Origin of the sequence: Halomonas cupida, from assembly GCF_900142755.1 — a bacterium.
In the GTDB taxonomy this organism is placed as follows: domain Bacteria; phylum Pseudomonadota; class Gammaproteobacteria; order Pseudomonadales; family Halomonadaceae; genus Halomonas; species Halomonas cupida.
Window position 1 is genome coordinate 303,426 of sequence record NZ_FRCA01000004.1, and the last position, 20,580, is coordinate 324,005.

Here is a 20,580-nt window from a genome sequence, read left to right on the forward strand (position 1 = left end):
AAGGCCGCCTCAGCGGCTTCGAACCATATCGGCGGCGAGCGCCAGGGCAACACCAAGACTACTCGGATCCGCCTGCCCGGTACCCGCCAGATCCAGCGCCGTACCGTGATCCACCGAGGTGCGGATCAGTGGCAACCCCAGAGTGATGTTGGCCGCACGACCAAAACCGGCGTACTTGAGCACCGGCAACCCTTGATCATGATACATGGCCAGCACCGCATCCACCCCTTCCAGGTGCCGCGGCGTGAACAGGGTATCAGAGGGCAGCGGGCCATCAAGCCTCATGCCTTCGCCTCGCAAGCGCTCGAGCACAGGAATGATGATCTCTATTTCCTCGCGCCCAAGGTGCCCGCCCTCACCGGCATGTGGGTTGAGTCCACATACGGCGATACGAGGTGATTCAACACCAAACCAGCGCTGGAGGTCCGCCGCAAGAATACGCAGCACTCTTTCCAGCGAGTGGGGCTCGATGGCCGCTGCGACATCCTTCAGCGGGAGATGTGTCGTGGCCAGCGCCACTCGAAGCGCTTGCTGGCGACCATCGGCCTGACCATGCAAGGCACTGTCGGTGGCAAGCATCATCACCACTTCCTCGACGGCACAGGTATCACGGAGATATTCCGTGTGGCCGATGAAGTCGTTGTAGCCAGCCTCACGAATGGCCCCCTTGTGCAGTGGGGCAGTGACCATGGCACTGGCACGCCCGTCAAGGCAAGCCGCTACCGCCAGATCCAGCAACTCGAGCACATAGCGGCCATTGGCAGGGTCGATCCGGCCGGGATGGCAATCAACATGCAAGGCAACCGGCCATACGGCGAGCCGGCCGATGCGTGGCTCGGGTAGCCTCTCACCCGGCGCGACACAGACCAGCTCGATATCCAGCCCAAGCTGTCGAGCACGATGATTCAGTAACTGCGGGTCGCCGATGGCGACCCAGTCTGATGGCTGCTTTGCCGCCAGCATCAGCACCAGCTCCGGGCCGATACCCGCCGGCTCCCCGGTGGTGATGACCAGAGGAGCCTGTTGATCCTGCGGCCGAGCCATCAGCTCTCGTTCAGACGGTTGTCGACGAAGGCCTCACCACGGATTTCCTGCATCCACTTCTCCAGTTCGTCCCCGGCCTTCTGCTGGAAGATGGCCTGACGGGCCTGGTCTCGAGTGGCACCTGACTGCTGCTGCAGGAAACGCTCGACCTCAGCCTCGGAGATGTTGACTCGGCTGGACACTTCGGCCTGCTGGACCTTGAGAATCAGCATCTCGCGGCGGATCTGTTCACGCACGGAGTCCAGGCTCAGCCCCTGACCTTCCAGTGCATCGGCAAACTGCTCCACATTCATGTTGCTCTGACCGGCTACCGCACGGACCTGCTGATTGAGCTCGGTATCATCCACCGTCAGATTCAGGCGCTCAGCACGCTGCAGTTCGATCTGCTCGACGATCATGCGCTCGAGGATCTGTTCACGCAGCTGCGACTGGGGCGGCAGGTCGACGCTCTGGGACTGCAGACGAGATTGCGCCTGACCGACGCGATCATCCAACTGGCTTTCCATGATGGCGTCATCGTTGACCACGGCAATGATCCGGTCCAGTGGCTGGCGATAGCCGTCCTGGGCCGAAGCTGTCAGAGAGACAAGGCCAACACAGGCGGCCAGCACCAGGGTAGCAATATAGCGGCTACGCATCTTGAAACATCCTCTATACAGAATTACTCGAGTCGGGCGGCACGATAGCCCGGAATCGCAGAGTCAAAGTAACTGTCGGCTTCTCCACCAACGCCCCCGAGCCCCTTGAGCACGAAGCGCAGGAAGAAGCCGCGATCAGTGGTGTCATCATCGATGTTGTTGGCGGTGTCCTCATCATCGATCCACTCCCGCCAGACCAGCTGCACACCATAACAGCAGTCGTTCCACTGCACACCTGCCATCTGATCCAGCGCGCGGTCATTGGTGTTGTCATACAACAGACGGCCAATCACATCGAAGTTGTCGGTGGCCTTCAGGGCAAACGACAGGTCGTACTCCTCGCGGTTGTAGTTGAGCACATCCTCTGGCTCATCCGCGGTGTCAAAACCTTCGATCCGCCAACGGTAGCCAAGGTTCACCACGTGACCAGCATCAGCACGCCATTGCAGACCCACTTCGGTGCTCTCGGTACGATCCAGGTGATCGTCATACAGCCACTGCCAGCGAGTCCGCCAGTTATCGGAGACCTGCCAGTTGATACGCGTCACCCAGGCAGAGCGATCCCGAGTGGCGTCGTAGTAGTCGTAGGAATCCTCATCCCGCGGCAGGGTGTCCGGGTCGCCCTGCATATCAATGTTGCGGTCCTCGAAATAGGCCGCCTGACCGACACCGACAGAGAAGCGTTCTCGCCCGCTCTCGTCCTCGAGGAAACGGCTCTCGACCCCGTAGGACAGGCGATTGAGGTCACCAAGGCGATCACCACCGCTGAAGCGGTACGGCGACCACAGCTGGGTCCAGCCGAATGCCTGCTCACCGGTATCGAAGTCCGGGAAATCCGACTGATCACGTTCCGGCACATAGGCGTAGTTCAGGCGCGGTTCGAGGGTCTGCAGGAAGCTGCCACCGCCGATATTGACATCGCGCTCGAACACCAGCCCCGTATCGATGGTGGTGACCGGCGCGGTCAAGCTCGGCGATTCGTCACGATCAGTAATACGATCCTGGTAGTCGAGATCGTACTGGGTATGGTGCATCGCCACCCGCGGCTCGAAGAAGCCCCAGCTCGGGTTGAAACGATAGCCGAACGCCGGCGAAAGGCTCAGGCGCGCACCGTTGGCCGCTTCGGTGATCGGAATACGACGCTGCTGACCATTGAAGTCATAGAACCCATTCTCGTCGCCTTCGATATCCCGCCAGAAGTAGCTGAGGTTGGAGTTCCACTCCTGATACAGGCCGGTGTCCTGAGACCAGCGAGCATCCGCGGTCAGACTGGGCAGCCGATAGAAGGGCTTGTCCTTCTCGTTGAGCGGGTCATCCATGACCTGATAGCCCTGAGCCCGTGCCTGCAGCTTCCAGGTCTCACCCCGGTAGTCGATCCGAGCCAGGCGCTGCATGGTCTCGGTTTCCGATTCACCGAAAGTGCGTCCGAAATCGTCGAAATAGGCACCATCACTGGCGGCCCCATAGCGCAGTTGATAGGGCACACGAGGACTCAGCCTACCGACGTGGCTGTAATCGAAATACCAGCGATCATCACCCTGTTCCAGCTCGGTATAGCCATCGTCCTCACCGGCACTGTCGTCATCCGAGAGGTAGGCACCGGAAATCGTGCCCTGGGAGTCGGGGAACAGATAGCGGAACTCGGCACCGAACAGCAGGCCACTATCACCGACCCAGCGCGGGGAAATCGTCGCATCGTAGTTGGGCGCCAGATTCAGGTAATAGGGCTGCTCGAAATCCAGCGAGCCATCCGAACCGCTGAGCACCGGCCACAGGAAACCACTCTGGCGACGATCATCAATCGGGAAGCGTACCCAAGGCCAGTAGAACACCGGTACATCAGCAATCTCGAGGCGAGCATGGCGCGCCGTACCATAACCGGCGGCACGATCCAGATCGACCTGGTTACCGATCAAGCGCCAGGTACTGTCGCCAGGCGCACAGGTGGTGAAGCTGGCCTCACGCAGGCGAAAGGTGTCCTCGGTAATCCGTTCCAACTGTATGGCGTCGCCACGCACACGGGTTTCGTGGGACACATAATGGGCACTATCGATACTCGCTTCATCACTCTTCAGCGAGACCTGAGCATTATCACCACGCACCAGCAATCCCTGCTCGCGGAGCGTCACCGGGCCACTGATATTGGCCACATCGCGTTCCGGGGGCACCTGGACCCGGGGAGCCTCGAGCTGGGTATCACCCTTGCGCAGCAAAACCCCACCCTCGAGAATGGTGTCACCGTCCGCGCCATAGTCAGCAGTATCGGACTCGCTGTTGACTTGCCCCTCTGGCGGCTGCTCCAGACGATATTCGGGTTGTAGATAATAGCCTCCGCAGACTTCGCCTGCGGGGCGGTCAGTTCCCCAGGGAACCCAATCAAGTTGACTCGCAGGGAGTGGCTCCGGAGGCTCTGCCCACACGGGAACACTGATCATGCTGGTGGTGGCAAGGCCTGCCAGGGCCATCCATGCTTCGCGCTTGGCCATGTTTCACGCTGTCCTCGACGGGGTGAATCGGTATTATACAGGCCGCAGCCCTGCTGTAACGTAACTCGCTACAGCGACATACAGCTACTACTGCCGACGATCAACCCACAGCATGCGGCGAGGGCTCGAGAGCGTCAACTAAACGCTGACCAAAACCGCATTCAGGAGTACCTCTACAGCAATGTCTCAGGCTGATACGCTCACTCGACTCGAACGCCTGCAGCAATGGGCCAGTGCTCGCCATGATGGCGACGGCCCGCGCAGTTCTCTGAGCCTGGCGGCGGGTGACGCCAGCTTCCGCCGGTATTACCGTCTGCAGCTCGCCGATGGGGCAACGCGTATGTTGATGGACGCTCCTCCTCCTCAGGAGGATATTCGCCCCTTCGTCGCCATCGCCCGGGACTGGCGCGCGGCCGGTCTCCCAGTGCCGGAGATCCACGCCAGTGACGCCGATGCCGGGTTCGTCGAACTGGAGGATCTGGGTGACGCGCCACTGCACCTGGCGCTGGAAGGCGCGGACGAGAATACCACTGCGGCACATTTCGAGGACGCCATCACACTGATCGTCCAACTGCAGAATCGCTCCGACCCGGCTGAACTACCGCCCTATGACAGCGCCACCCTCGGGCGTGAGCTCGATCTGTTCCCGGATTGGTGCCTCGGCCAATGGCTGGACATGACACAGCCGGCACCGGGCTGGGTCGCACTGCGTCAGGATCTGATCGATACGGCCCTGGCCCAGCCAGTGGTCACCGTGCATCGCGATTATGACGCCATGAACCTGATGCAGTACTCGGGGGAACTGTATCTGATCGACTTCCAGGACGCTCTGGCGGGTCCGGTCAGCTACGATCTGATCTCGCTGCTGCACGGGCGCTACCGGCGCTTCTCGGCGGATCAACGCGCCCGCTGGATCGAGGGCTTCCGCCACACCGCGATTGCCGACCAGCGTCTGCCTGCCGAATGTGACGCAGAGACCTTCCTCGAACAGGTCAATGCGATGGCCGCTCAACGCGCACTCAAGGTACTCGGCATCTTCTGTCGCCTGACCCTGCGCGATAGTCGGGAGGGTTATCTGGCTCGCCTGCCCCACTTCCTTGACCACCTGGAGGACAGCCTCGCCGGCATCCGCGGGCACGACGATTTCCGCCATTGGGTGGCCAGTCAATTGCGTCCCTTGCTGATGCAGCGGCTGGTCGACGAGGGAGTCACCGCATGAAGGCAATGATTCTGGCCGCTGGTCTCGGCAAGCGTATGCGCCCTCTGACTGACCACTGCCCCAAACCACTGCTGCCCGTCGCCGGCAAGCCGTTGATCGTGCATCACCTTGAGCGCCTCGCCGCCAGCGGCATTGAAGAGGTCATCATCAACGTCAGCTACCGTGCCGACCAGATCATCGAGGCGCTCGGCGATGGCCACCAGTGGGGCCTGAAGATTGCCTTCAGCCGGGAGGAGGCGCCGCAGGAAACTGCCGGCGGTATCGCTCACGCCCTCCCACTGCTCGGCGATAGTCCTTTCGTGTTGATCAACGGCGATATCTGGTGTGACCTGGACCTGAGCACCTTGCCTGCGCTGGGCGACAATCTCGCTCACCTGGTGCTGGTGGACAACCCGCCACAACACACCACCGGGGACTTCCATCTGGATAGTGCGTATCGCGTCCATGACTGCGGCGGACCTCGACTGACCTATGCCGGCATCGCCCTGCTCGACCCGCGCCTGGTCGACGGGCTTCCCGATACCTGCTATCCACTGGCACCGCTGCTGCGCCAGGCCATGGCCGAGGGACGGGTTTCCGGCCAGCATCATCATGGCCAGTGGGTTGACGTCGGCACTCCCGAGCGCCTGCGTGAGCTCGACCTGCAACTGAGCACAGCGAGACCCTGACAGGTCAGTCGCAGCTGAGCACAAGACGCACAGCTGATATGCTGGGCATATCCCGAAAGACACGAAACATCCAACTTGATCAAGGCGGAGCCAGCCGGACGCATCAACTCAGCGTGCCCCTGACCGCCTTCCCCCGCAAAGCAAAAGGAAACACTCTCATGAAAGCCAGCGTCAAATGGACCGACGGTCGCCAGTTTGTGGCAGAAACCGGTAGCGGTCACAGCGTGGTGATCGATGGTCCTCCGGACCACGGCGGCCGCAATACCGGCCCGCGCCCCATGGAAATGCTGCTGATGGGTCTCGGTGCCTGCACCTCTTTCGATGTGCTGGATATTCTCGAGAAATCTCGCGCTCCGGTGGAAGACTGCGTGGCCAGCATCGAGGCCGAGCGTGCCGACAGCGTGCCCAGTGTGTTCACGAAGATTCACGTGCACTTCACGGTGACCGGCAAGGGCCTGAAGGAGAAGCAGGTGCAGCGTGCTGTGGAATTGTCCGCCGACAAGTATTGCAGCGCATCCATCATGCTGGCCAAGGGCGGCGTTGAAGTCAGCCACTCCTTCACTATCGTCGAAAGCTGAAGCGATTGATGTCGAGAGCTGAACGGATTGTTGCCAGGAGCTGAAATGACCCGGGGCTTGACTCCGGGTCATTTCCGTCAGGTCATGCCGTCGTAGTCGCCTTCTTCTTCATCATCGGCGAGGTCGCGCCCGAAGGCACGCCACTGGGCAAGGGTCATGACTTCAGTGGATTCGGTACGCAGGTCATGGGCTATCAGCAGCTCTGAACGCTCCAGTTGGGTACGCAGTTGTCGCACCCAGCCGTGCATTCCCTCACCGGTATCGGTGGTGTCATAGCCCTGACGGGTGACATAGGTCTCCAGCAGGGCATCCAGGGTCTCGGCGGGAATCATCCGCCACGGGACCTCGATAAAGCGGCTCATGCATTCTCCTCGGCATCAGGAACAGATATCAGCCCGGCAGCTTCCCTGTCGGGCTGATCGCGGTACAGGGAAGCTTCACCTCAAAGCGCTTCCCACTCGGCCAGCCTGGCCAGGAAGGTCTCTTCGTCGATCACTGTCACGCCAGCCTGCTCGGCCTTGGCCAGCTTGCTGCCGGCACCCGGCCCGGCCACCAGACAGCTGGTCTTCTTCGACACACTACCGGCGACCTTGGCTCCCAGCTTCTGCAGACGCTCCTTGCCCTCATCACGGGTCATGCTTTCCAGACTGCCGGTCAACACCCAGGTCTGCCCCTCCAGCGGTGTAGCCCCCTGCTGAACTTCGGTCTCCTCCCACTGCACTCCGGCAGCAATCAACGCCTGAATGGTCTCGGCATTGTGCGGTTGCTGGAAGAATGTCTCGACGTGCGCCGCCACGATCGGGCCGACATCCTCGACCGCTTCCAGTGTTTCACGATCAGCCTGCATCAGCGCTTCCAGGGTGCCGAAGTGAGTCGCCAGGTTGGCTGCGGTGGCTTCGCCCACCTCGCGGATGCCCAGGGCAAAGATGAAGCGCGCAAGGCTGGTGTGTCTGGCGCGGTCCAGTGATGCGACCAGGTTGCTGGCGGACTTCTCCGCCATACGAGGTAACTCCGCCAGGTCTTCAGCCTTGAGCAGGAACAGGTCCACCGGTGTCTTGACCCAGTCACGCTCGACCAACGCATCGATCAACTTGACGCCCAGGCCATCGATATCCATCGCCCGTCGGCTGGCGAAGTGCTTGAGAGCCTCCTTGCGCTGTGCGGCGCACACCAACCCACCGGAGCAACGTGCTACGGCTTCACCCTCGACACGTTCGACCTCCGAGCCACACACCGGACATTCACTCGGAAACAGGATCTCACGGGCATCCTCGGGCCGTTGATCCTCAATCACCCGGACCACCTGGGGAATCACATCTCCCGCGCGGCGAATGGCCACGGTGTCACCGATCATCACTCCAAGCCGGGCCACCTCATCAGCATTGTGCAGGGTGGCGTTGGAGACCGTAACACCAGCTACCGAGACCGGTTCCAGACGCGCCACAGGCGTAATGGCACCGGTGCGCCCGACCTGAAACTCGACGTCATTGAGGCGGGTGGTCTGTTCCTGGGCGGGAAACTTGAAGGCAATCGCCCAGCGTGGCGCGCGTGCTACAAAGCCAAGCTCACGCTGCAGACGCAGATCATCGACCTTGATCACTGCGCCGTCGATATCATAGCCGAGGCCATCACGACGCTCGCCCAGGCGACGGCAATAATCGACGATACCTTCGGCACCTTCGACAACTTCCAGCTCTCGGCTGACCGGCACACCCAGCGATGCCAGCCGCTGCATCAATTGGCTGTGAGTCGTATCTCCTGCATCCGGCTCGATACGTGCCAACTGATAACCGGAAAATTCCAGCGGTCGTGTCGCTGTCACCCTGGGATCAAGTTGACGCAGACTACCCGCCGCCGCGTTACGTGGATTGGCGAAAACCTTGGAGCCCTGCTCCCGAGCGCGGTCATTCATTGCCTCGAAGCCGGCATGACTCATGATCACCTCGCCACGCACCTCGACCAGATCCGGTATATCGCTTCCGCGTAATTTCAGAGGGATCGAGCGCAGCGTGCGCAGATTGGAAATGATACCTTCGCCGGTGCGACCGTCACCCCGCGTCGCGCCACTGACCAGTTGCCCATTCTCGTAGACCAGCGATACAGCAGCGCCATCAAGCTTCGGCTCACAGCTGAAAATGATCTCCGCGGGCCTGGCTTCCAGCACCTTTGCCACGCGTTCGACAAAAGCTCGCAGCTCATCCTCGTTGAAGGCATTGTCCAGCGACAGCATCGGCAGGGCATGCACTACCGCCGGAAAACCATCGGCCGGTTGGGCACCGACACGCTGGGTAGGCGAGTCCGGCACAGCCAGCTCGGGATGCGCCTGCTCGATCTCCTGCAGTCGACGCAGCCGGTGATCGTACTCGGCATCGGTGAGCAATGGGTCATCGAGCACGTAGTAGCGGTGATTGGCATCTTCAAGTTCTGCACGCAGCCGAGCCGCCTGTTCTTGAATGCCGGATTCTTGAGTGTCAGAGTCGTGAATCGAGGTGTCCTGGGTCATGGCAACCTTCAGCAGAAATCCAGAGCGGAACAAGCGACATTCTACCCGTAAATACGCAGAGGCCCCATGGTGATATCACCATGGGGCCTCTGCAATCCGGCGGATGGATCAAGCCCGAAGGCCAGGAATCAATTCACCTGATAGCGATGTAGACGATGGCGGCGCTCGAATTCCTGTACTCGCTGACGAGCAAATTCGACTGTCTGCGCCGTCATGACGCTGCGATTCTCGTCCTTCAACTCACCACCCAGATGACGCACGATCACCATCGCTGTCTCGACCATTGCCTCGAAGGCGGCAGAGGTATCATTGGCCCCCGGCAGCGGCATCAACAGGGTAACGCCCGGTGACGTGAAGTCATCCATCGCCTCGATCGGGAAGGAACCCGGCTTGAGGACATTGACCATCGAGAACTGCAGGGCGCTATCCGCGTCTTCGGTCTCGAAACGGTGGAAGATGCCCATCTCGCGGCTATAGCGCAGACCACAGGCCATCATCAACTCCAGCAGGCGCGAGCCGTGGAAACCGGCAGGATCACGTGACATCACGCTGATGACAATGATCTCGTCGGCATTGGCCAGGCTATCCCGCGCGTGCTCGGCGTTGACATCATGGCGCAGCGCCTTCTCCAGTACCGGATGAACGCGGACCTTGCTGTCCTCCATGGCCGCAGCAATCTGTGCTTCTTCTGCTTCGGACAGGGGCTCATCTGCCACAGATTCCTCTGCCACAAACTCATCCGACACTGAAGGCTCGGCGTCATAACGTGGCCCGGCTCGACGCGGGGCGAACAACGGATCGTCATCTTCCGCGTAGGCCGTAGTCCCCAGGGACTGGGACTGTGCCTGAAGCTGAGCCTGTTGCTGACGCTCCAGTTCCAGTCGTGCCTGCTCGGCTTCGGCTGCCGCCCGAGCGGCCTGCTGCTCCGCCGCCTTCTGCTCAGCGAGACGCGCCGCTTCCGCAGCCTTTTCTGCCTTGAGCCGCTCGCGACGTTCACGCTCGACACGCTTGTGTTCGCGACGATCGGCCAGAGACTTCTGCAGGGAAGCGCCAAAACGCTGCATTGAGGAGCCGACCTGGCGAGAGCGAGTCTTCAGTGAATCGCCCATTCCCTCGAAATCGACGAGACGATAGTGTTCCTCGTCGTACTCATCATGATCCTCGGGATCAGCACTCAACGGCTCTGCCGACAACGTTGTTTCACGCTCATCGTCATCAGTGGCACTGAGTACCGGCTCCCGACGCTGGGGAGTGTCCGCTCCAGCCGCTGTCTGGTCTTCCGAAAACGGCTGTTCCTTGACCCCATCAGATTCGACCCTGTCAGACACTGACGCGGTGGACGGTGTCGCCGAGCGGTCTGCCGTGGTGTCTGTACGCACCGAGTCTGCACGCACCGAGCTATCGGGCCGAGATTGCTCGGGCAGGTCGACTTTCGCCTCCTGCTGAGCAGATGCTTCGGCTCTGTCGTCATTACTGTCTGGCAGACCGGCATTCGCCAGGTTGTCTGACTCAGCCTGACCCACCGCAGCGCCTGCCGCCTCGGATGTCGATACAGCAGAAGCCGCCGCACTGGATGCAGCGGTCTTCGTATCCACGCCGTCCTGCCCGTTCCGCTGCTGTGACGCACGGAACTCGTGCAGCACCCGGGATGGCCCTGGGTGCTCCTGGCGTTCGAGCTTCGGCTTGGGCTGCACACTGGAGAAGTCGGCGGGTCTGACGACGCGCGCCCCTCCATTGGGCAACTCCCAATCCACCTCGACTGCTCGAGCCTCGGCCTCCGGATCAGGTCCATCCGCGCTCGCAGTCTGCAAGCCTTCTCCCGCTACCTCATCCAGGCGGGGAGTGCGTCGTTGGCGCTGCAGGCGACGTACCCCATCGATAACGATGAGTGTCACCAGTGCCAGCCCCAGTATGATCAGCCACTCTCTAAGTTCCATGGGTCGTCATGCCTTTGCTAAGGCGCCATGCCTGTAGGTTGTTCGTCAACAGCATAGCGTGATCGCGAAAAAAAAGGCCACTTTTTTTGTTTGTCAAGCGCCGTTTTTTTCTTCGGTCTTCTCGACAATGCCTTCCCCATTCGCCCTTCCAAATCCCTCTGCTTACGTTGTCGTGCAGTATTATGGTGTTATTTGGTAAACCTTTTGCGCCAACCTTTCAAGTTTATTATGCCTCAGCCAGGGCGGCGGCTTCATCTACGTCAACCGATACAAGCCGAGAACAACCCGGTTCCTGCATGGTTACCCCCATCAATCGCTCGGCAGCTTCCATCGCAATCTTGTTATGAGTGATGTAGATGAACTGAACACTCTCTGACATTTCCTTCACCAATCTGGCATAGCGACCAACATTGGCATCGTCCAGAGGTGCATCCACTTCATCCAGCATACAGAACGGAGCCGGATTGAGTTGAAAGATAGCAAATACCATAGACAACGCAGTCAGTGCTTTTTCTCCGCCAGACAGCAAATGAATAGTACTGTTCTTCTTGCCAGGGGGTCTTGCCATGATGGCGACCCCGGTTTCCAATAAATCCTCGCCCGTCAACGTCAACCATGCGGTTCCACCACCGAAGACCCGAGGAAAAAGCGATTGCAGACCCGCATTGACTCTCTCGAAGGTGTCACGAAAGCGGGTCCGCGTCTCCTGATCAATACGCCGAATGGCCTTGTCCAGGGTCTCGAGTGCCTCGTTCAACTCAGCCTGCTGGGCCTCCAGATAGTTACGTCGTTCGGCCTGCTGCTCATACTCCTCAATGGCCGCCAGGTTGATCGCGCCCAGACGGCGAATCTTCTCGCCCAACTCCTCCAGACGAGTCTGCCAGGCGGACTCCGTGGCATTGGGATCGAGCCCTTCCATCAGGTTTTCGGCTTCGTGGCCCAGTTCCTTGAGCTGTTCATCCTGGCTCTCGGCCTTGAGCGCCAGCGCCTGCACCTGCATGCGGGCCTCCTGCAGACGTTCACGAACACCGTCGAGGTTGCGCTCATGCTGCTGGCGTGCCTGCTCGTCATCGCGAAGACGCTCGACCAGCGCCGAAGCCCTGGCGCGCGCCTCATTCAGCTCGCGCTCCTCCCGCTCACGACGATAGAGCAGTTCGTCGAGTCGCTCGCGCCGCTCTTCATCCGGCTCATGCAGCCCCTCACGGGACTCCTCGAGTTCGGCAATCCGCTCCTCGAGACGTGAACGGGTGTCACCGGCACGGCCCTGCTGCTCCGCCAGGCCGGCACGCTCGGTGGTCAGGCGCTGATGCTCCAGGGTCAGCTGCTGGGCCCGCTCACTCAAGGGGCGCTGACGCGTGCGCAACGCAGTCAGTTGTTCACGTGCCTCACTGCGACGGCGTTCGAGCCGCTCGCGCATCTCAGCACCCTCCTCCAGGCGCATCATGGCACTCTGCCACTGCTCGCGAATCTCTTCGATGGCCAGCCGGGTTTCCTCATCCGCCTCAGCCAGACTTTCGAGCTCTTCATGAATCTCGGCGCCTCGGCTGGACAGATGTTCAAGCCGACTGGCCAGACCGCTGTCCTGCACTGCCATCTGTTGTCGAGTCTGGTCCAGTTCGCGTTCATCGAGACGCAACTGCTCCAGCGCCTGCTCGGCATCAGCGACCTGTTGCTGAGCCATTTCATGTTCGGCGTCCAGCCTGACCAGTTCGGCTTCTACCTCATCAAGGGCGGCGCTGGCCTCTTCCAGACGACGGCGGCTGACCAGCAGCGCGTCCGGGCCATCACCCTCGCCACGCAAGCGCACCCATCCCCGCCCCAGCCACAACCCATCGGTGGTAATCCAGCTCTGGCCCTCTGCCAACTGGTCGCGAGCCGCCCAGGCGGCTTCACGTGATTCAGCGCAACGAATCCCGGCCAACCATTGGCTACCAGCGCCGGCACCACGCACTCGAGCGGCAAGACTGCCAGCGGGGGCCGCGACTTCGGCACTGTCGAGGATCGCAATCTCGCCACCACTGTGGGCCACTGTCATGGCATTGCCAGTGCTTTCGAATGCCGACAGCCGAGCCTTGAGCCAGGGGGCCAGCACCCAGGAAACGGCATCTTCCCAACCGGCATCGACGTCAAGCTGTTCACCAAGCCGCGGGGCCTGGCTCACTCCCAGCACTTCGAGCTGCTGGTCGAGCCCCTCATCATGGTCGGCCAGAGCCGCGGCAATCAGTGCCTCAAGGGAAGCGATTTCGCCCTGCAAGGTGCTGCGTCTGGAGCGCTGCTCATCACGCTCAGAGTCCTGTTCCGCCAGAGCTCGGCGTCCACTGTCGCGACGCGAGGCCAGTGTCTCGCGCTGTTCCTCGAGCATGGCGCGACGCTCATCGCTCTCGGCCAGGCGCTCCTTGACCTCGTCACGCTGGGCACTGAGGGCAGCAATGTCCGGCAGCTCCTCGAGCTGCTGACGACGCTTGTTGCGGTCGCTGCTGATACGCTCGAGTCGACTCTCCAGCTCACGCAGGCGATCCTGGCTGCGCTCCGCCGCATGGCTATCATTTCGCCAGCGCTCGTTGAACGACTCCCACTCGGCATCAGCTTCCTCGACACCGGGTTCAGCCTCCTCCAACGCGGCTTCGAGCTCCGCCAGTTGCTCGGCCAGTTCTTCCTGCTCCGGTGCCAGCGTCTCGAGACGCTCCTCGACGCTCTGCAGGCGCTGTTCATCCGTCTCACCAAGGCGCGCCAACTCATCGAGCTCGCGCCTGGCGGCTTCCAGATCACGCGCCAGCTGTTGGTCCCTCGAGCGGGTATGCTCGAGCTCCTGCTCCAGGCGCGCGATGGCGGTGGTGGTCTCGTAGAAGCTTGATTGACGGGCGTCGAGGTCCTGGGCAATACCATCATGCTCGGCCCGGGCTTCCTCAAGCCGGGTCTCGCACTGCCGCATGCCGAGCACTTCTCGCTCCACCGCCGTCTCCAGCTCACGGACTCGGCTCTCCTGCTCGCTCTGACTGGCCCGCAACGCCCGCCCTCGCAACAGGGCAAGCTCGCCCTTCACGCGATGCTCTTCCTGCTTCAGGGTCTGATAGCGTTTGGCTGCCTCGGCCTGGCGCCGCAGGCGCTCTAGCTGCTTGTCCAGTTCCTCGCGAATGTCCTCGAGGCGATCGAGATTCTCCTGGGTGCGACGCATGCGATTCTCGGTTTCGCGTCGGCGCTCCTTGTACTTGGAGATTCCTGCGGCTTCCTCGAGAGTAGCGCGCAGTTCCTCGGGGCGCGCCTCGATCAACCGCGAGATCATGCCCTGCCCGATGATGGAGTAGGAGCGTGGCCCGAGGCCGGTGCCGAGAAAAAGATCGGCAATATCACGACGACGACATTTCTGGCCGTTGAAGAAGTAACTCGATTGAGCGTCGCGGGTCACCTGGCGCTTGACCGATATCTCCGCGTACTGGGCATAGACGCCGCCCAGCGAGCCATCACGATTGTCGAAAACCAGCTCGATGGACGCCATGCCGACGGGCTTGCGACCAGTCGAACCATTGAAGATGACGTCGGTCATCGACTCACCGCGCAGCGTCTTGGCCGAGGACTCCCCCATCACCCAGCGCACGGCATCGATGATGTTCGACTTGCCACAACCATTGGGTCCGACGATCGCCGTCATGTTGCCCTGAAAGGGCACCGTGACCGGATCAACAAAGGACTTGAAGCCCGCGAGGCGGATCGACGTCAGACGCATGGATTATTCGACTACCTGATCGATGATTAGCGCGACAGGATCCTGATCTGACGCCGAAACTGCAACCCCCTTGCGCTCTCCCATCAAATCTCCGGGCTGGGCCTGAGCCTGACCGCTGGCCGAGACCCGTGCCACCAGGCGCACTTCAGCAGCATCCTTGAGGGTTGCAGCCGGTGACATGGCGTTGGCTTCACTCAGTACCACCGTGGCCGGAAGCTGGTTCGGTCGCAGCTGCTGAATGGCGAGGGGCGGCAATTGGCCGGCACTGTCACGAGCGACGACAAAGATGGACGCATCCTGGGGCAGACGATCCGCCAGCCCCTCGGCCAGAGACAAGCGTACAGTGACTCGGTTTCCGCTGACCGCCGCCGTACCATTGGCTGAGTCCAGGCGCTGCGTGGCCACTCGAATGCCTTCCTGCATGGCATTGGCAATCACTGGGGGAATATCCGCCGCCAGCGCACGCCGCCAGTAATCGATGGCCTGTTGATACTGCTGCTCTTCAAAGGCATCCACGCCCAGCAGGCCCATCAGGGTGGGTTCATTCGGGTCCATCGCCAGGGTTTCGTCGACCAGCGCCTGCACTTCTGGCGTCAGTTGGCGCTGATTGGCGAAGTAAGTGATCTGAGCTTTCTCGGCCAACCACCAGGCCTTGCGACCTTCCAGGACAATCAGCCGATCCAGTGCCTGCTCGGCCTTGTCCAACTGACCACCGTCACGATAGAGCGGGTAAAGCGTGCGCCACACATTGGGGTTATCCGGTTGCTGCCGAGCCTGCTGCTCGAGGGTTGTCATCAGTTGCTGTGGCGTTCGCTGGGGATCCTCACGAACGCTCTTGATAGCTTGATGCAACGCCAGATCCCCTTCTGCGCCTTCATGGCTGTACCAGCCGAGACTGGCCGCCACCACCAGCACAATCACCAGCGGCACCACCACTCTCCCTGCTGTCGACGACTTCAGGGGCGAGCGACGCAGATGAACGGTGTCATCCAGCAGTGCGCGCTGCAGCTCCTTCAGGTCCTCATCGAAACGTTCCTGGTCAATATCACCACGTTCCAGTGCCGCTTCCAGCGACGCCTCCCGGCGCCGATACACCGCCACGTTCTGCGCGGCCGCATCGTCGCCCTCCTCCAGGGCACGCTGGCGTTTCTCGACCAGAGCTGCGCGCCGCAGAGGAATCATCAACAGCCAGGCGGCCATCAGCAGCAACAGCGAAAAGGTCAGCCACATCCAGATCATTCGTCTCCCTCACGCTTGATCAATGCTGCCAGACGCTGCTGCTCTTCCTGCGTGAGTGCTCCCATGCGGGCCTTGCGCCTTGATCGAACCAGAACAATCAGTACCACCACGCCCACCATGACCAGCGCCGCCGGCAACCCCCACAGCAACAGGGTCCTGCCTTCCAGCCTCGGGTTATAGAGCACATAGTCGCCGAAGCGATTGACCATGTAATCGATGATTTCCTTGTCGGAGCGGCCATCCTGCAACTGCAGGTAGATTCGCTCACGCATGTCGGCGGCGATCGGCGAGTTGGAATCCCCGATCGCCTGGTTCTCACACTTGGGGCAGCGCAATGTCCCCACCAGATCGCGATAGCGCTGTTCGGTGACAGGATTGCCGAAGGAGCGCACCTCGACAGTCTCGGCAATGGCCGAAACACTATGCAGCAGGACCGTCATGGTCAGCAGGGCCATCGTGGCCAGCCATGCCTTTCCTGGCACCGCCTTCTTGAACATTGCCATCCTCATGGCGTTGCGCATTACTGCCATTTTTCCACCTCCGGCAGAATGATCTGGTCGACGTCCTCGGCGGTGATATAGCCGGTATGGTGATAACGAATCACGCCCTCGGCATCGACGAGGAAGGTCTCAGGGGCGCCGTAGACGCCGAGGTCAAATCCCAGGCTCCCGTCGGGGTCGAAGATATTGACCTCGAAGGGATTGCCGAACTGTTGCAGGAAAGCCGTGCCCCTGGCCCGTTGAGCGACGTCATCCGCTCCCTGCTCCTTGTAGTCGACACCGACCAGGCGCACGCCGCGCTCAGCCAAATCGAGTAACTGCGGCATTTCCTGACGACAGGTGGGACACCAGGAGCCCCATACATTGACCAGGGTGACCTGCCCCTCGAGCAGGCTGGCATCGACCTTGCGCTGCGGGTCCTGCAACGTGCTCAGCGAGAAGGCCGGAAACTCGCGAGCCATCAAGGCCGACTCGCGCTCGGAGGGATTGATCGACAGGCCACGATACAGAAAGACGGCCAGCACCAGAAACGCCACCAGCGGCAACAACAGCAACAGACGACGCTTCATGCCCTGACCTCCCGGGCAGATGACTCAACAGAGGGACTCGGCAGTGGCGGCTCCTTTACCGCCAGACGACGGCGGTAACGCCGGTCGGCCACGGCCACCAGGCCACCAATGGCCATCATCAGAGCTCCCAGCCACAGCCAGCGCACAAAGGGTTTGATCTGAAAACGCATGGCCCAGGTGTCGCCATCAAGTTCTTCGCCCATGGCGATATAGAGGTCATGGAACAGGCCCGGCTTGAGCGCCACCTGAGTCATTGGCATGCCCCGTGCAATGTAAAGACGCTTTTCCGGTGTCATCACGAAACGACTGGTGTTGTCGCCACGACGCACTTCGATGGTCGCGGCATCCGAGAGGTAGTTGGGGCCACGGCGCTCATCCAGAGCCGTCATGGTAAAGGTCATTCCTGCCAGCTCAAGGCTGTCGCCAACCCCCATGCGCACATTACGCTCGACCGCGTAGTTGGACACCATGGTGACCCCGACGATGGTCACCGCCAGCCCAAGATGCCCCAGCACCATGCCCCAGTACGCAGGTGTCAGGCGCTTGATGGCGTTGAGCCGCCCGGTGTCGAGAGAGCGGGTGTTGCTGGAAGTGCTGCTACGTGAGGTCTTCTGCCACAGATCGCGTATCAGCGACAGCACCAGCCACAGCGCACAGACCAGGCCGATACTGACCTTCGGGCTCCACTCACCGTGATAGAGCAACGGAATGACGGCGCCGATCAGCAATGCCGCCACACCCGACAACCCTAGACGCCGGGCCAGTTCGCTGCCCTTCATGTGCTTCCAGCGAGCACTGGGACCCAAGCCCATGAACACACACAGGATCACCGTCAGCGGGACGAACAGGGCATTGAAGTAAGGCGGGCCGACGCTGATCTTGCCGAGGTTGAGCGCATCCAGCAGCAGCGGATAGACCGTACCCAACAGCACTGTCACCGTCATCACCACCAGCAGGATGTTGTTGACCAGCAACAAGGCATCCCGTGACAACCAGGTGAAGGCGCCAGGCTGGCTGACACGCGGTGCACGCAGAGCAAACAGCAGCAGAGACAAGCCGACGGTAATCCCCAGCAACACCAGAATGAACAACCCCCGAGAGGGGTCATTGGCAAAGGCGTGCACCGAAGTCAGCACTCCAGAGCGCACCAGGAAGGTTCCCATCAGTGACAACGAAAAGGTCACGATCGCCAGCAACACCGTCCAGCTCTTGAAGGTCCCGCGCTTCTCGGTCACCGCCAGCGAATGTATCAGCGCCGTACCCGCCAGCCAGGGGAGCAGAGAGGCATTCTCCACCGGATCCCAGAACCACCAGCCGCCCCAGCCCAACTCGTAGTATGCCCACCAGCTGCCCAATGCAATCCCTACCGTGAGAAAGGCCCAGGCAATATTGGTCCAGGGGCGCGCCCAACGGGTCCAGGCAGCATCAAGACGCCCACCCAGCAAGGCGGCAATGGCAAAAGCGAAGACCACACTGAAACCGACATAGCCCATGTACAGCATCGGCGGGTGGATGATCAGCCCGACATCCTGCAACAGCGGATTGAGGTCGGCGCCGTCCGGCGGCACATTGGGCAGCATGCGAGCAAAGGGGTTGGAGGTGAACAGCACAAAGGCCAGAAACCCGGTGCTGACCAGCCCCATGATCCCCAGCACTCGCGCGACCATGTCCGGTGGCAGAGCACGGGAGAAACAACCGACAGCAAAGGTCCAACCGCCGAGGATCAGACTCCACAGCAACACCGAGCCTTCATGGTTGCCCCACACGGCACTGAACTTGTAATACCAGGGCAGCATGGAGTTGGAGTTGTCCGCCACCGTGATGACGCTGAAGTCATCGAGCAGAAAACTGGCGGTAAGACAGCCATAGGCCACCAACACAAAGGCCATCTGCCCCGCAGCCATGGGACGCGCATAGGCCATCCACAACGGCCGACGTGTCGCCGCCCCCGCAAGAGGCAGTACCGCCTGCAACACCGCCATCAGCAGAGCAATGATCAGGGCGAAGTGGCCGATTTCCGGAATCGTCTCGATAACCATACTGGAGTCCTTGCCCGAGGCGTTCAGCGCGTTTCCGCGGCCTCGGGCGCCTGTCGATAATCCGCGGGAGAATAGCCGGCCTTCTCGAGGGCCTCGGCGACTTCCGGCGGCATGTAATTCTCGTCGTGCTTGGCCAGCACCTCGTCCGCTGCGATCCAGCCACCTTCAGTCAGCTTGCCGACCACGACGACCCCCTGCCCATCGCGGAACAGATCCGGCAGGATGCCATCGTAATGAACCTCAACCTCGTCGACGAAGTCGGTCACCACGAACCGAACCTCAAGGCTGTCGCCATCACGCTCGACGCTACCGTCCTTGACCATGCCACCAGCCCGCAACTGGTGATCCAACGGTGCCTCACCGGCAGCGATCTGCACCGGGCTGAAGAACAGATTGATATTGCTGCGCAACGCATAAAGCGTCAGACCCACAGCGATGGCACACAGCGCCACCAGACCGATGATCAGCAACATACGATTGCGACGTCTGACTCTCATCCTTGTCCTCCGCCATTGGTCGCTGCCGCACGCCGAATGCGCCGCCGCAGATCACGGCGCACTGTGCGAATTTCACTGCGTACCAGCAGCACACAGAGCGCAAGAAGCCCCAGACTGACGCCCCAGGCCGTCCATACGTAGACACCATGACGGCCCATGGCCAACCAGTCGGAAAAGGAGTCGAAGGCCATCAACATTTCTCCCTGAACATGTCCTGCACCCAGCGCTTGCTCTGCTCACGGCGCAGGATCTCGCTGCGCACCCGTGTCAACGTGAAGGCAGCAAAGAAGGCATAGAACCCCACCACCATGATCAGTAGGGGTAACCACATTTCCACCGGCATTGCCGGACGTTCGGTGATGGTGAATGAAGCGGGCTGATGCAGGGTATTCCACCACTCTACGGAGTATTTGATGATGGGAATATTGACCACCCCGACCATGGTCAGAATAGCGGCCGCCCGTGCCGCCGACTCGAGGCGGTAGAACGTGGCCCGCAGTACCATCACACCGATATACAGGAACAGCAGGATCAGCATCGAAGTCAAGCGTGCATCCCACTGCCACCAGGTTCCCCAGGTCGGCTTGCCCCACACAGAACCCGACAGCAATGCCATGAACGTCATTACGGCACCCAATGGCGCCATCATCGCCGCCGCCATATCGGCCACCCTGATCTTCCACACCATGTAGACGAATCCACAGACCGCCATGGCGATATAGATCGACTGGCCCAGGAAGGCCGCCGGCACATGGACATAGATGATGCGGAAGCTGTTGCCCTGCTGATAGTCAGCCGGCGCAAAGACCAGCCCCCAGACGCTGCCGACCACGATCAGGATCAACGCCAGAGCCCAGCACCAGGGTTCGAATCGCGACGCAATAGCGTAGAACCAGCGCGGCGACCCGAGTTTATGGAAAAACGCCCACATCGGTATCA

17 protein-coding genes are annotated in these 20,580 nt (G+C 61.1%); 3 read left to right on the forward strand and 14 right to left on the reverse strand.

Annotated features, from left to right (window positions below):
* Positions 1 to 9: 9 nt before the first annotated feature.
* Genes pdxA through BUE38_RS09835 form a run of 3 tightly spaced genes read right to left on the reverse strand, consistent with a single transcriptional unit; the run spans position 10 to position 4,168 of the window.
* Positions 10 to 1,044: a 4-hydroxythreonine-4-phosphate dehydrogenase PdxA gene (gene pdxA / locus BUE38_RS09825; RefSeq protein ID WP_073435003.1), complete on the reverse strand. Its 1,035-nt coding sequence runs from the start codon at positions 1,042 to 1,044 to the stop codon at positions 10 to 12.
* Positions 1,044 to 1,682 (reverse strand): SurA N-terminal domain-containing protein, encoded by a 639-nt coding sequence (locus BUE38_RS09830; RefSeq protein WP_073435004.1) that lies wholly within the window; start codon positions 1,680 to 1,682, stop codon positions 1,044 to 1,046. The genes pdxA and BUE38_RS09830 overlap by 1 nt, the downstream gene beginning before the upstream one ends.
* A 23-nt stretch (positions 1,683 to 1,705) precedes the next feature.
* The gene (locus BUE38_RS09835; RefSeq protein WP_073435005.1) at positions 1,706 to 4,168 is read right to left on the reverse strand and encodes an LPS-assembly protein LptD; all 2,463 of its coding nucleotides are present in this window, start codon (positions 4,166 to 4,168) and stop codon (positions 1,706 to 1,708) included.
* Between the two features lie 181 nt (positions 4,169 to 4,349).
* On the opposite strand from BUE38_RS09835, the gene BUE38_RS09840 reads away from it, so the two are divergent.
* From BUE38_RS09840 to BUE38_RS09850, 3 genes are all read left to right on the forward strand, one after another.
* Positions 4,350 to 5,387, forward strand: a complete 1,038-nt coding sequence (locus BUE38_RS09840) for an aminoglycoside phosphotransferase family protein (RefSeq protein ID WP_073435006.1) — start codon at positions 4,350 to 4,352, stop codon at positions 5,385 to 5,387.
* Positions 5,384 to 6,055, forward strand: a complete 672-nt coding sequence (gene murU, locus BUE38_RS09845) for an N-acetylmuramate alpha-1-phosphate uridylyltransferase MurU (protein WP_073435007.1) — start codon at positions 5,384 to 5,386, stop codon at positions 6,053 to 6,055. The genes BUE38_RS09840 and murU overlap by 4 nt, the downstream gene beginning before the upstream one ends.
* A gap of 158 nt (positions 6,056 to 6,213) precedes the next feature.
* The gene (locus tag BUE38_RS09850) at positions 6,214 to 6,633 is read left to right on the forward strand and encodes an OsmC family protein (RefSeq protein ID WP_073435008.1); all 420 of its coding nucleotides are present in this window, start codon (positions 6,214 to 6,216) and stop codon (positions 6,631 to 6,633) included.
* Between the two features lie 77 nt (positions 6,634 to 6,710).
* On the opposite strand, the gene BUE38_RS09855 is transcribed toward BUE38_RS09850, so the two are convergent.
* The 11 genes from BUE38_RS09855 to BUE38_RS09905 form a co-directional block, all read right to left on the reverse strand.
* Complete coding sequence (locus tag BUE38_RS09855; RefSeq protein ID WP_073435009.1) at positions 6,711 to 6,995, reverse strand: YheU family protein; 285 nt, start codon at positions 6,993 to 6,995, stop codon at positions 6,711 to 6,713.
* An 80-nt stretch (positions 6,996 to 7,075) separates the two neighbouring features.
* Positions 7,076 to 9,136, reverse strand: coding sequence for an NAD-dependent DNA ligase LigA (ligA, locus tag BUE38_RS09860; protein WP_073435010.1), 2,061 nt, complete (start codon positions 9,134 to 9,136; stop codon positions 7,076 to 7,078).
* 128 nt (positions 9,137 to 9,264) lie between these two features.
* Entirely contained in the window at positions 9,265 to 11,073 is a 1,809-nt protein-coding gene (locus tag BUE38_RS09865) for a cell division protein ZipA C-terminal FtsZ-binding domain-containing protein (protein WP_073435011.1), read from the reverse strand.
* 226 nt (positions 11,074 to 11,299) lie between these two features.
* The gene (smc, locus tag BUE38_RS09870) at positions 11,300 to 14,797 is read right to left on the reverse strand and encodes a chromosome segregation protein SMC (protein ID WP_073435012.1); all 3,498 of its coding nucleotides are present in this window, start codon (positions 14,795 to 14,797) and stop codon (positions 11,300 to 11,302) included.
* Between the two features lie 3 nt (positions 14,798 to 14,800).
* A complete protein-coding gene (gene ccmI, locus BUE38_RS09875) occupies positions 14,801 to 16,036 on the reverse strand; it encodes a c-type cytochrome biogenesis protein CcmI (RefSeq protein ID WP_073435013.1) in 1,236 nt (411 codons plus the stop codon).
* Positions 16,033 to 16,533, reverse strand: a complete 501-nt coding sequence (locus BUE38_RS09880) for a cytochrome c-type biogenesis protein (RefSeq protein ID WP_234986865.1) — start codon at positions 16,531 to 16,533, stop codon at positions 16,033 to 16,035. The genes ccmI and BUE38_RS09880 overlap by 4 nt, the downstream gene beginning before the upstream one ends.
* Before the next feature lie 23 nt (positions 16,534 to 16,556).
* A complete protein-coding gene (locus BUE38_RS09885; RefSeq protein ID WP_073435014.1) occupies positions 16,557 to 17,105 on the reverse strand; it encodes a DsbE family thiol:disulfide interchange protein in 549 nt (182 codons plus the stop codon).
* Positions 17,102 to 19,144 (reverse strand): heme lyase CcmF/NrfE family subunit, encoded by a 2,043-nt coding sequence (locus BUE38_RS09890; protein ID WP_073435015.1) that lies wholly within the window; start codon positions 19,142 to 19,144, stop codon positions 17,102 to 17,104. The genes BUE38_RS09885 and BUE38_RS09890 overlap by 4 nt, the downstream gene beginning before the upstream one ends.
* Positions 19,145 to 19,167: 23 nt before the next feature.
* Entirely contained in the window at positions 19,168 to 19,641 is a 474-nt protein-coding gene (gene ccmE / locus BUE38_RS09895) for a cytochrome c maturation protein CcmE (RefSeq protein ID WP_073435016.1), read from the reverse strand.
* Complete coding sequence (gene ccmD / locus BUE38_RS09900; protein ID WP_073435017.1) at positions 19,638 to 19,832, reverse strand: heme exporter protein CcmD; 195 nt, start codon at positions 19,830 to 19,832, stop codon at positions 19,638 to 19,640. Before ccmD ends, ccmE begins: the two co-directional genes overlap by 4 nt.
* A complete protein-coding gene (locus BUE38_RS09905; RefSeq protein WP_073435018.1) occupies positions 19,832 to 20,572 on the reverse strand; it encodes a heme ABC transporter permease in 741 nt (246 codons plus the stop codon). The genes ccmD and BUE38_RS09905 overlap by 1 nt, the downstream gene beginning before the upstream one ends.
* Positions 20,573 to 20,580 lie beyond the last annotated feature (8 nt).

Bases quoted from the DNA above. Each gene is read 5' to 3' on its own strand.
- smc (WP_073435012.1), bottom strand. From the start codon at position 14,797: ATGCGTCTGACGTCGATCCGCCTCGCGGGCTTCAAGTCCTTTGTTGAT.
- BUE38_RS09840 (WP_073435006.1), top strand. From the start codon at position 4,350: ATGTCTCAGGCTGATACGCTCACTCGACTCGAACGCCTGCAGCAATGG.
- pdxA (WP_073435003.1), bottom strand. From the start codon at position 1,044: ATGGCTCGGCCGCAGGATCAACAGGCTCCTCTGGTCATCACCACCGGG.
- BUE38_RS09835 (WP_073435005.1), bottom strand. From the start codon at position 4,168: ATGGCCAAGCGCGAAGCATGGATGGCCCTGGCAGGCCTTGCCACCACC.
- BUE38_RS09890 (WP_073435015.1), bottom strand. From the start codon at position 19,144: ATGGTTATCGAGACGATTCCGGAAATCGGCCACTTCGCCCTGATCATT.
- BUE38_RS09830 (WP_073435004.1), bottom strand. From the start codon at position 1,682: ATGCGTAGCCGCTATATTGCTACCCTGGTGCTGGCCGCCTGTGTTGGC.
- BUE38_RS09880 (WP_234986865.1), bottom strand. From the start codon at position 16,533: ATGTTCAAGAAGGCGGTGCCAGGAAAGGCATGGCTGGCCACGATGGCC.
- BUE38_RS09865 (WP_073435011.1), bottom strand. From the start codon at position 11,073: ATGGAACTTAGAGAGTGGCTGATCATACTGGGGCTGGCACTGGTGACA.
- ccmE (WP_073435016.1), bottom strand. From the start codon at position 19,641: ATGAGAGTCAGACGTCGCAATCGTATGTTGCTGATCATCGGTCTGGTG.
- ligA (WP_073435010.1), bottom strand. From the start codon at position 9,136: ATGACCCAGGACACCTCGATTCACGACTCTGACACTCAAGAATCCGGC.
- BUE38_RS09855 (WP_073435009.1), bottom strand. From the start codon at position 6,995: ATGAGCCGCTTTATCGAGGTCCCGTGGCGGATGATTCCCGCCGAGACC.
- ccmI (WP_073435013.1), bottom strand. From the start codon at position 16,036: ATGATCTGGATGTGGCTGACCTTTTCGCTGTTGCTGCTGATGGCCGCC.
- ccmD (WP_073435017.1), bottom strand. From the start codon at position 19,832: ATGGCCTTCGACTCCTTTTCCGACTGGTTGGCCATGGGCCGTCATGGT.
- BUE38_RS09885 (WP_073435014.1), bottom strand. From the start codon at position 17,105: ATGAAGCGTCGTCTGTTGCTGTTGTTGCCGCTGGTGGCGTTTCTGGTG.
- BUE38_RS09905 (WP_073435018.1), bottom strand. From the start codon at position 20,572: ATGTGGGCGTTTTTCCATAAACTCGGGTCGCCGCGCTGGTTCTACGCT.
- BUE38_RS09850 (WP_073435008.1), top strand. From the start codon at position 6,214: ATGAAAGCCAGCGTCAAATGGACCGACGGTCGCCAGTTTGTGGCAGAA.
- murU (WP_073435007.1), top strand. From the start codon at position 5,384: ATGAAGGCAATGATTCTGGCCGCTGGTCTCGGCAAGCGTATGCGCCCT.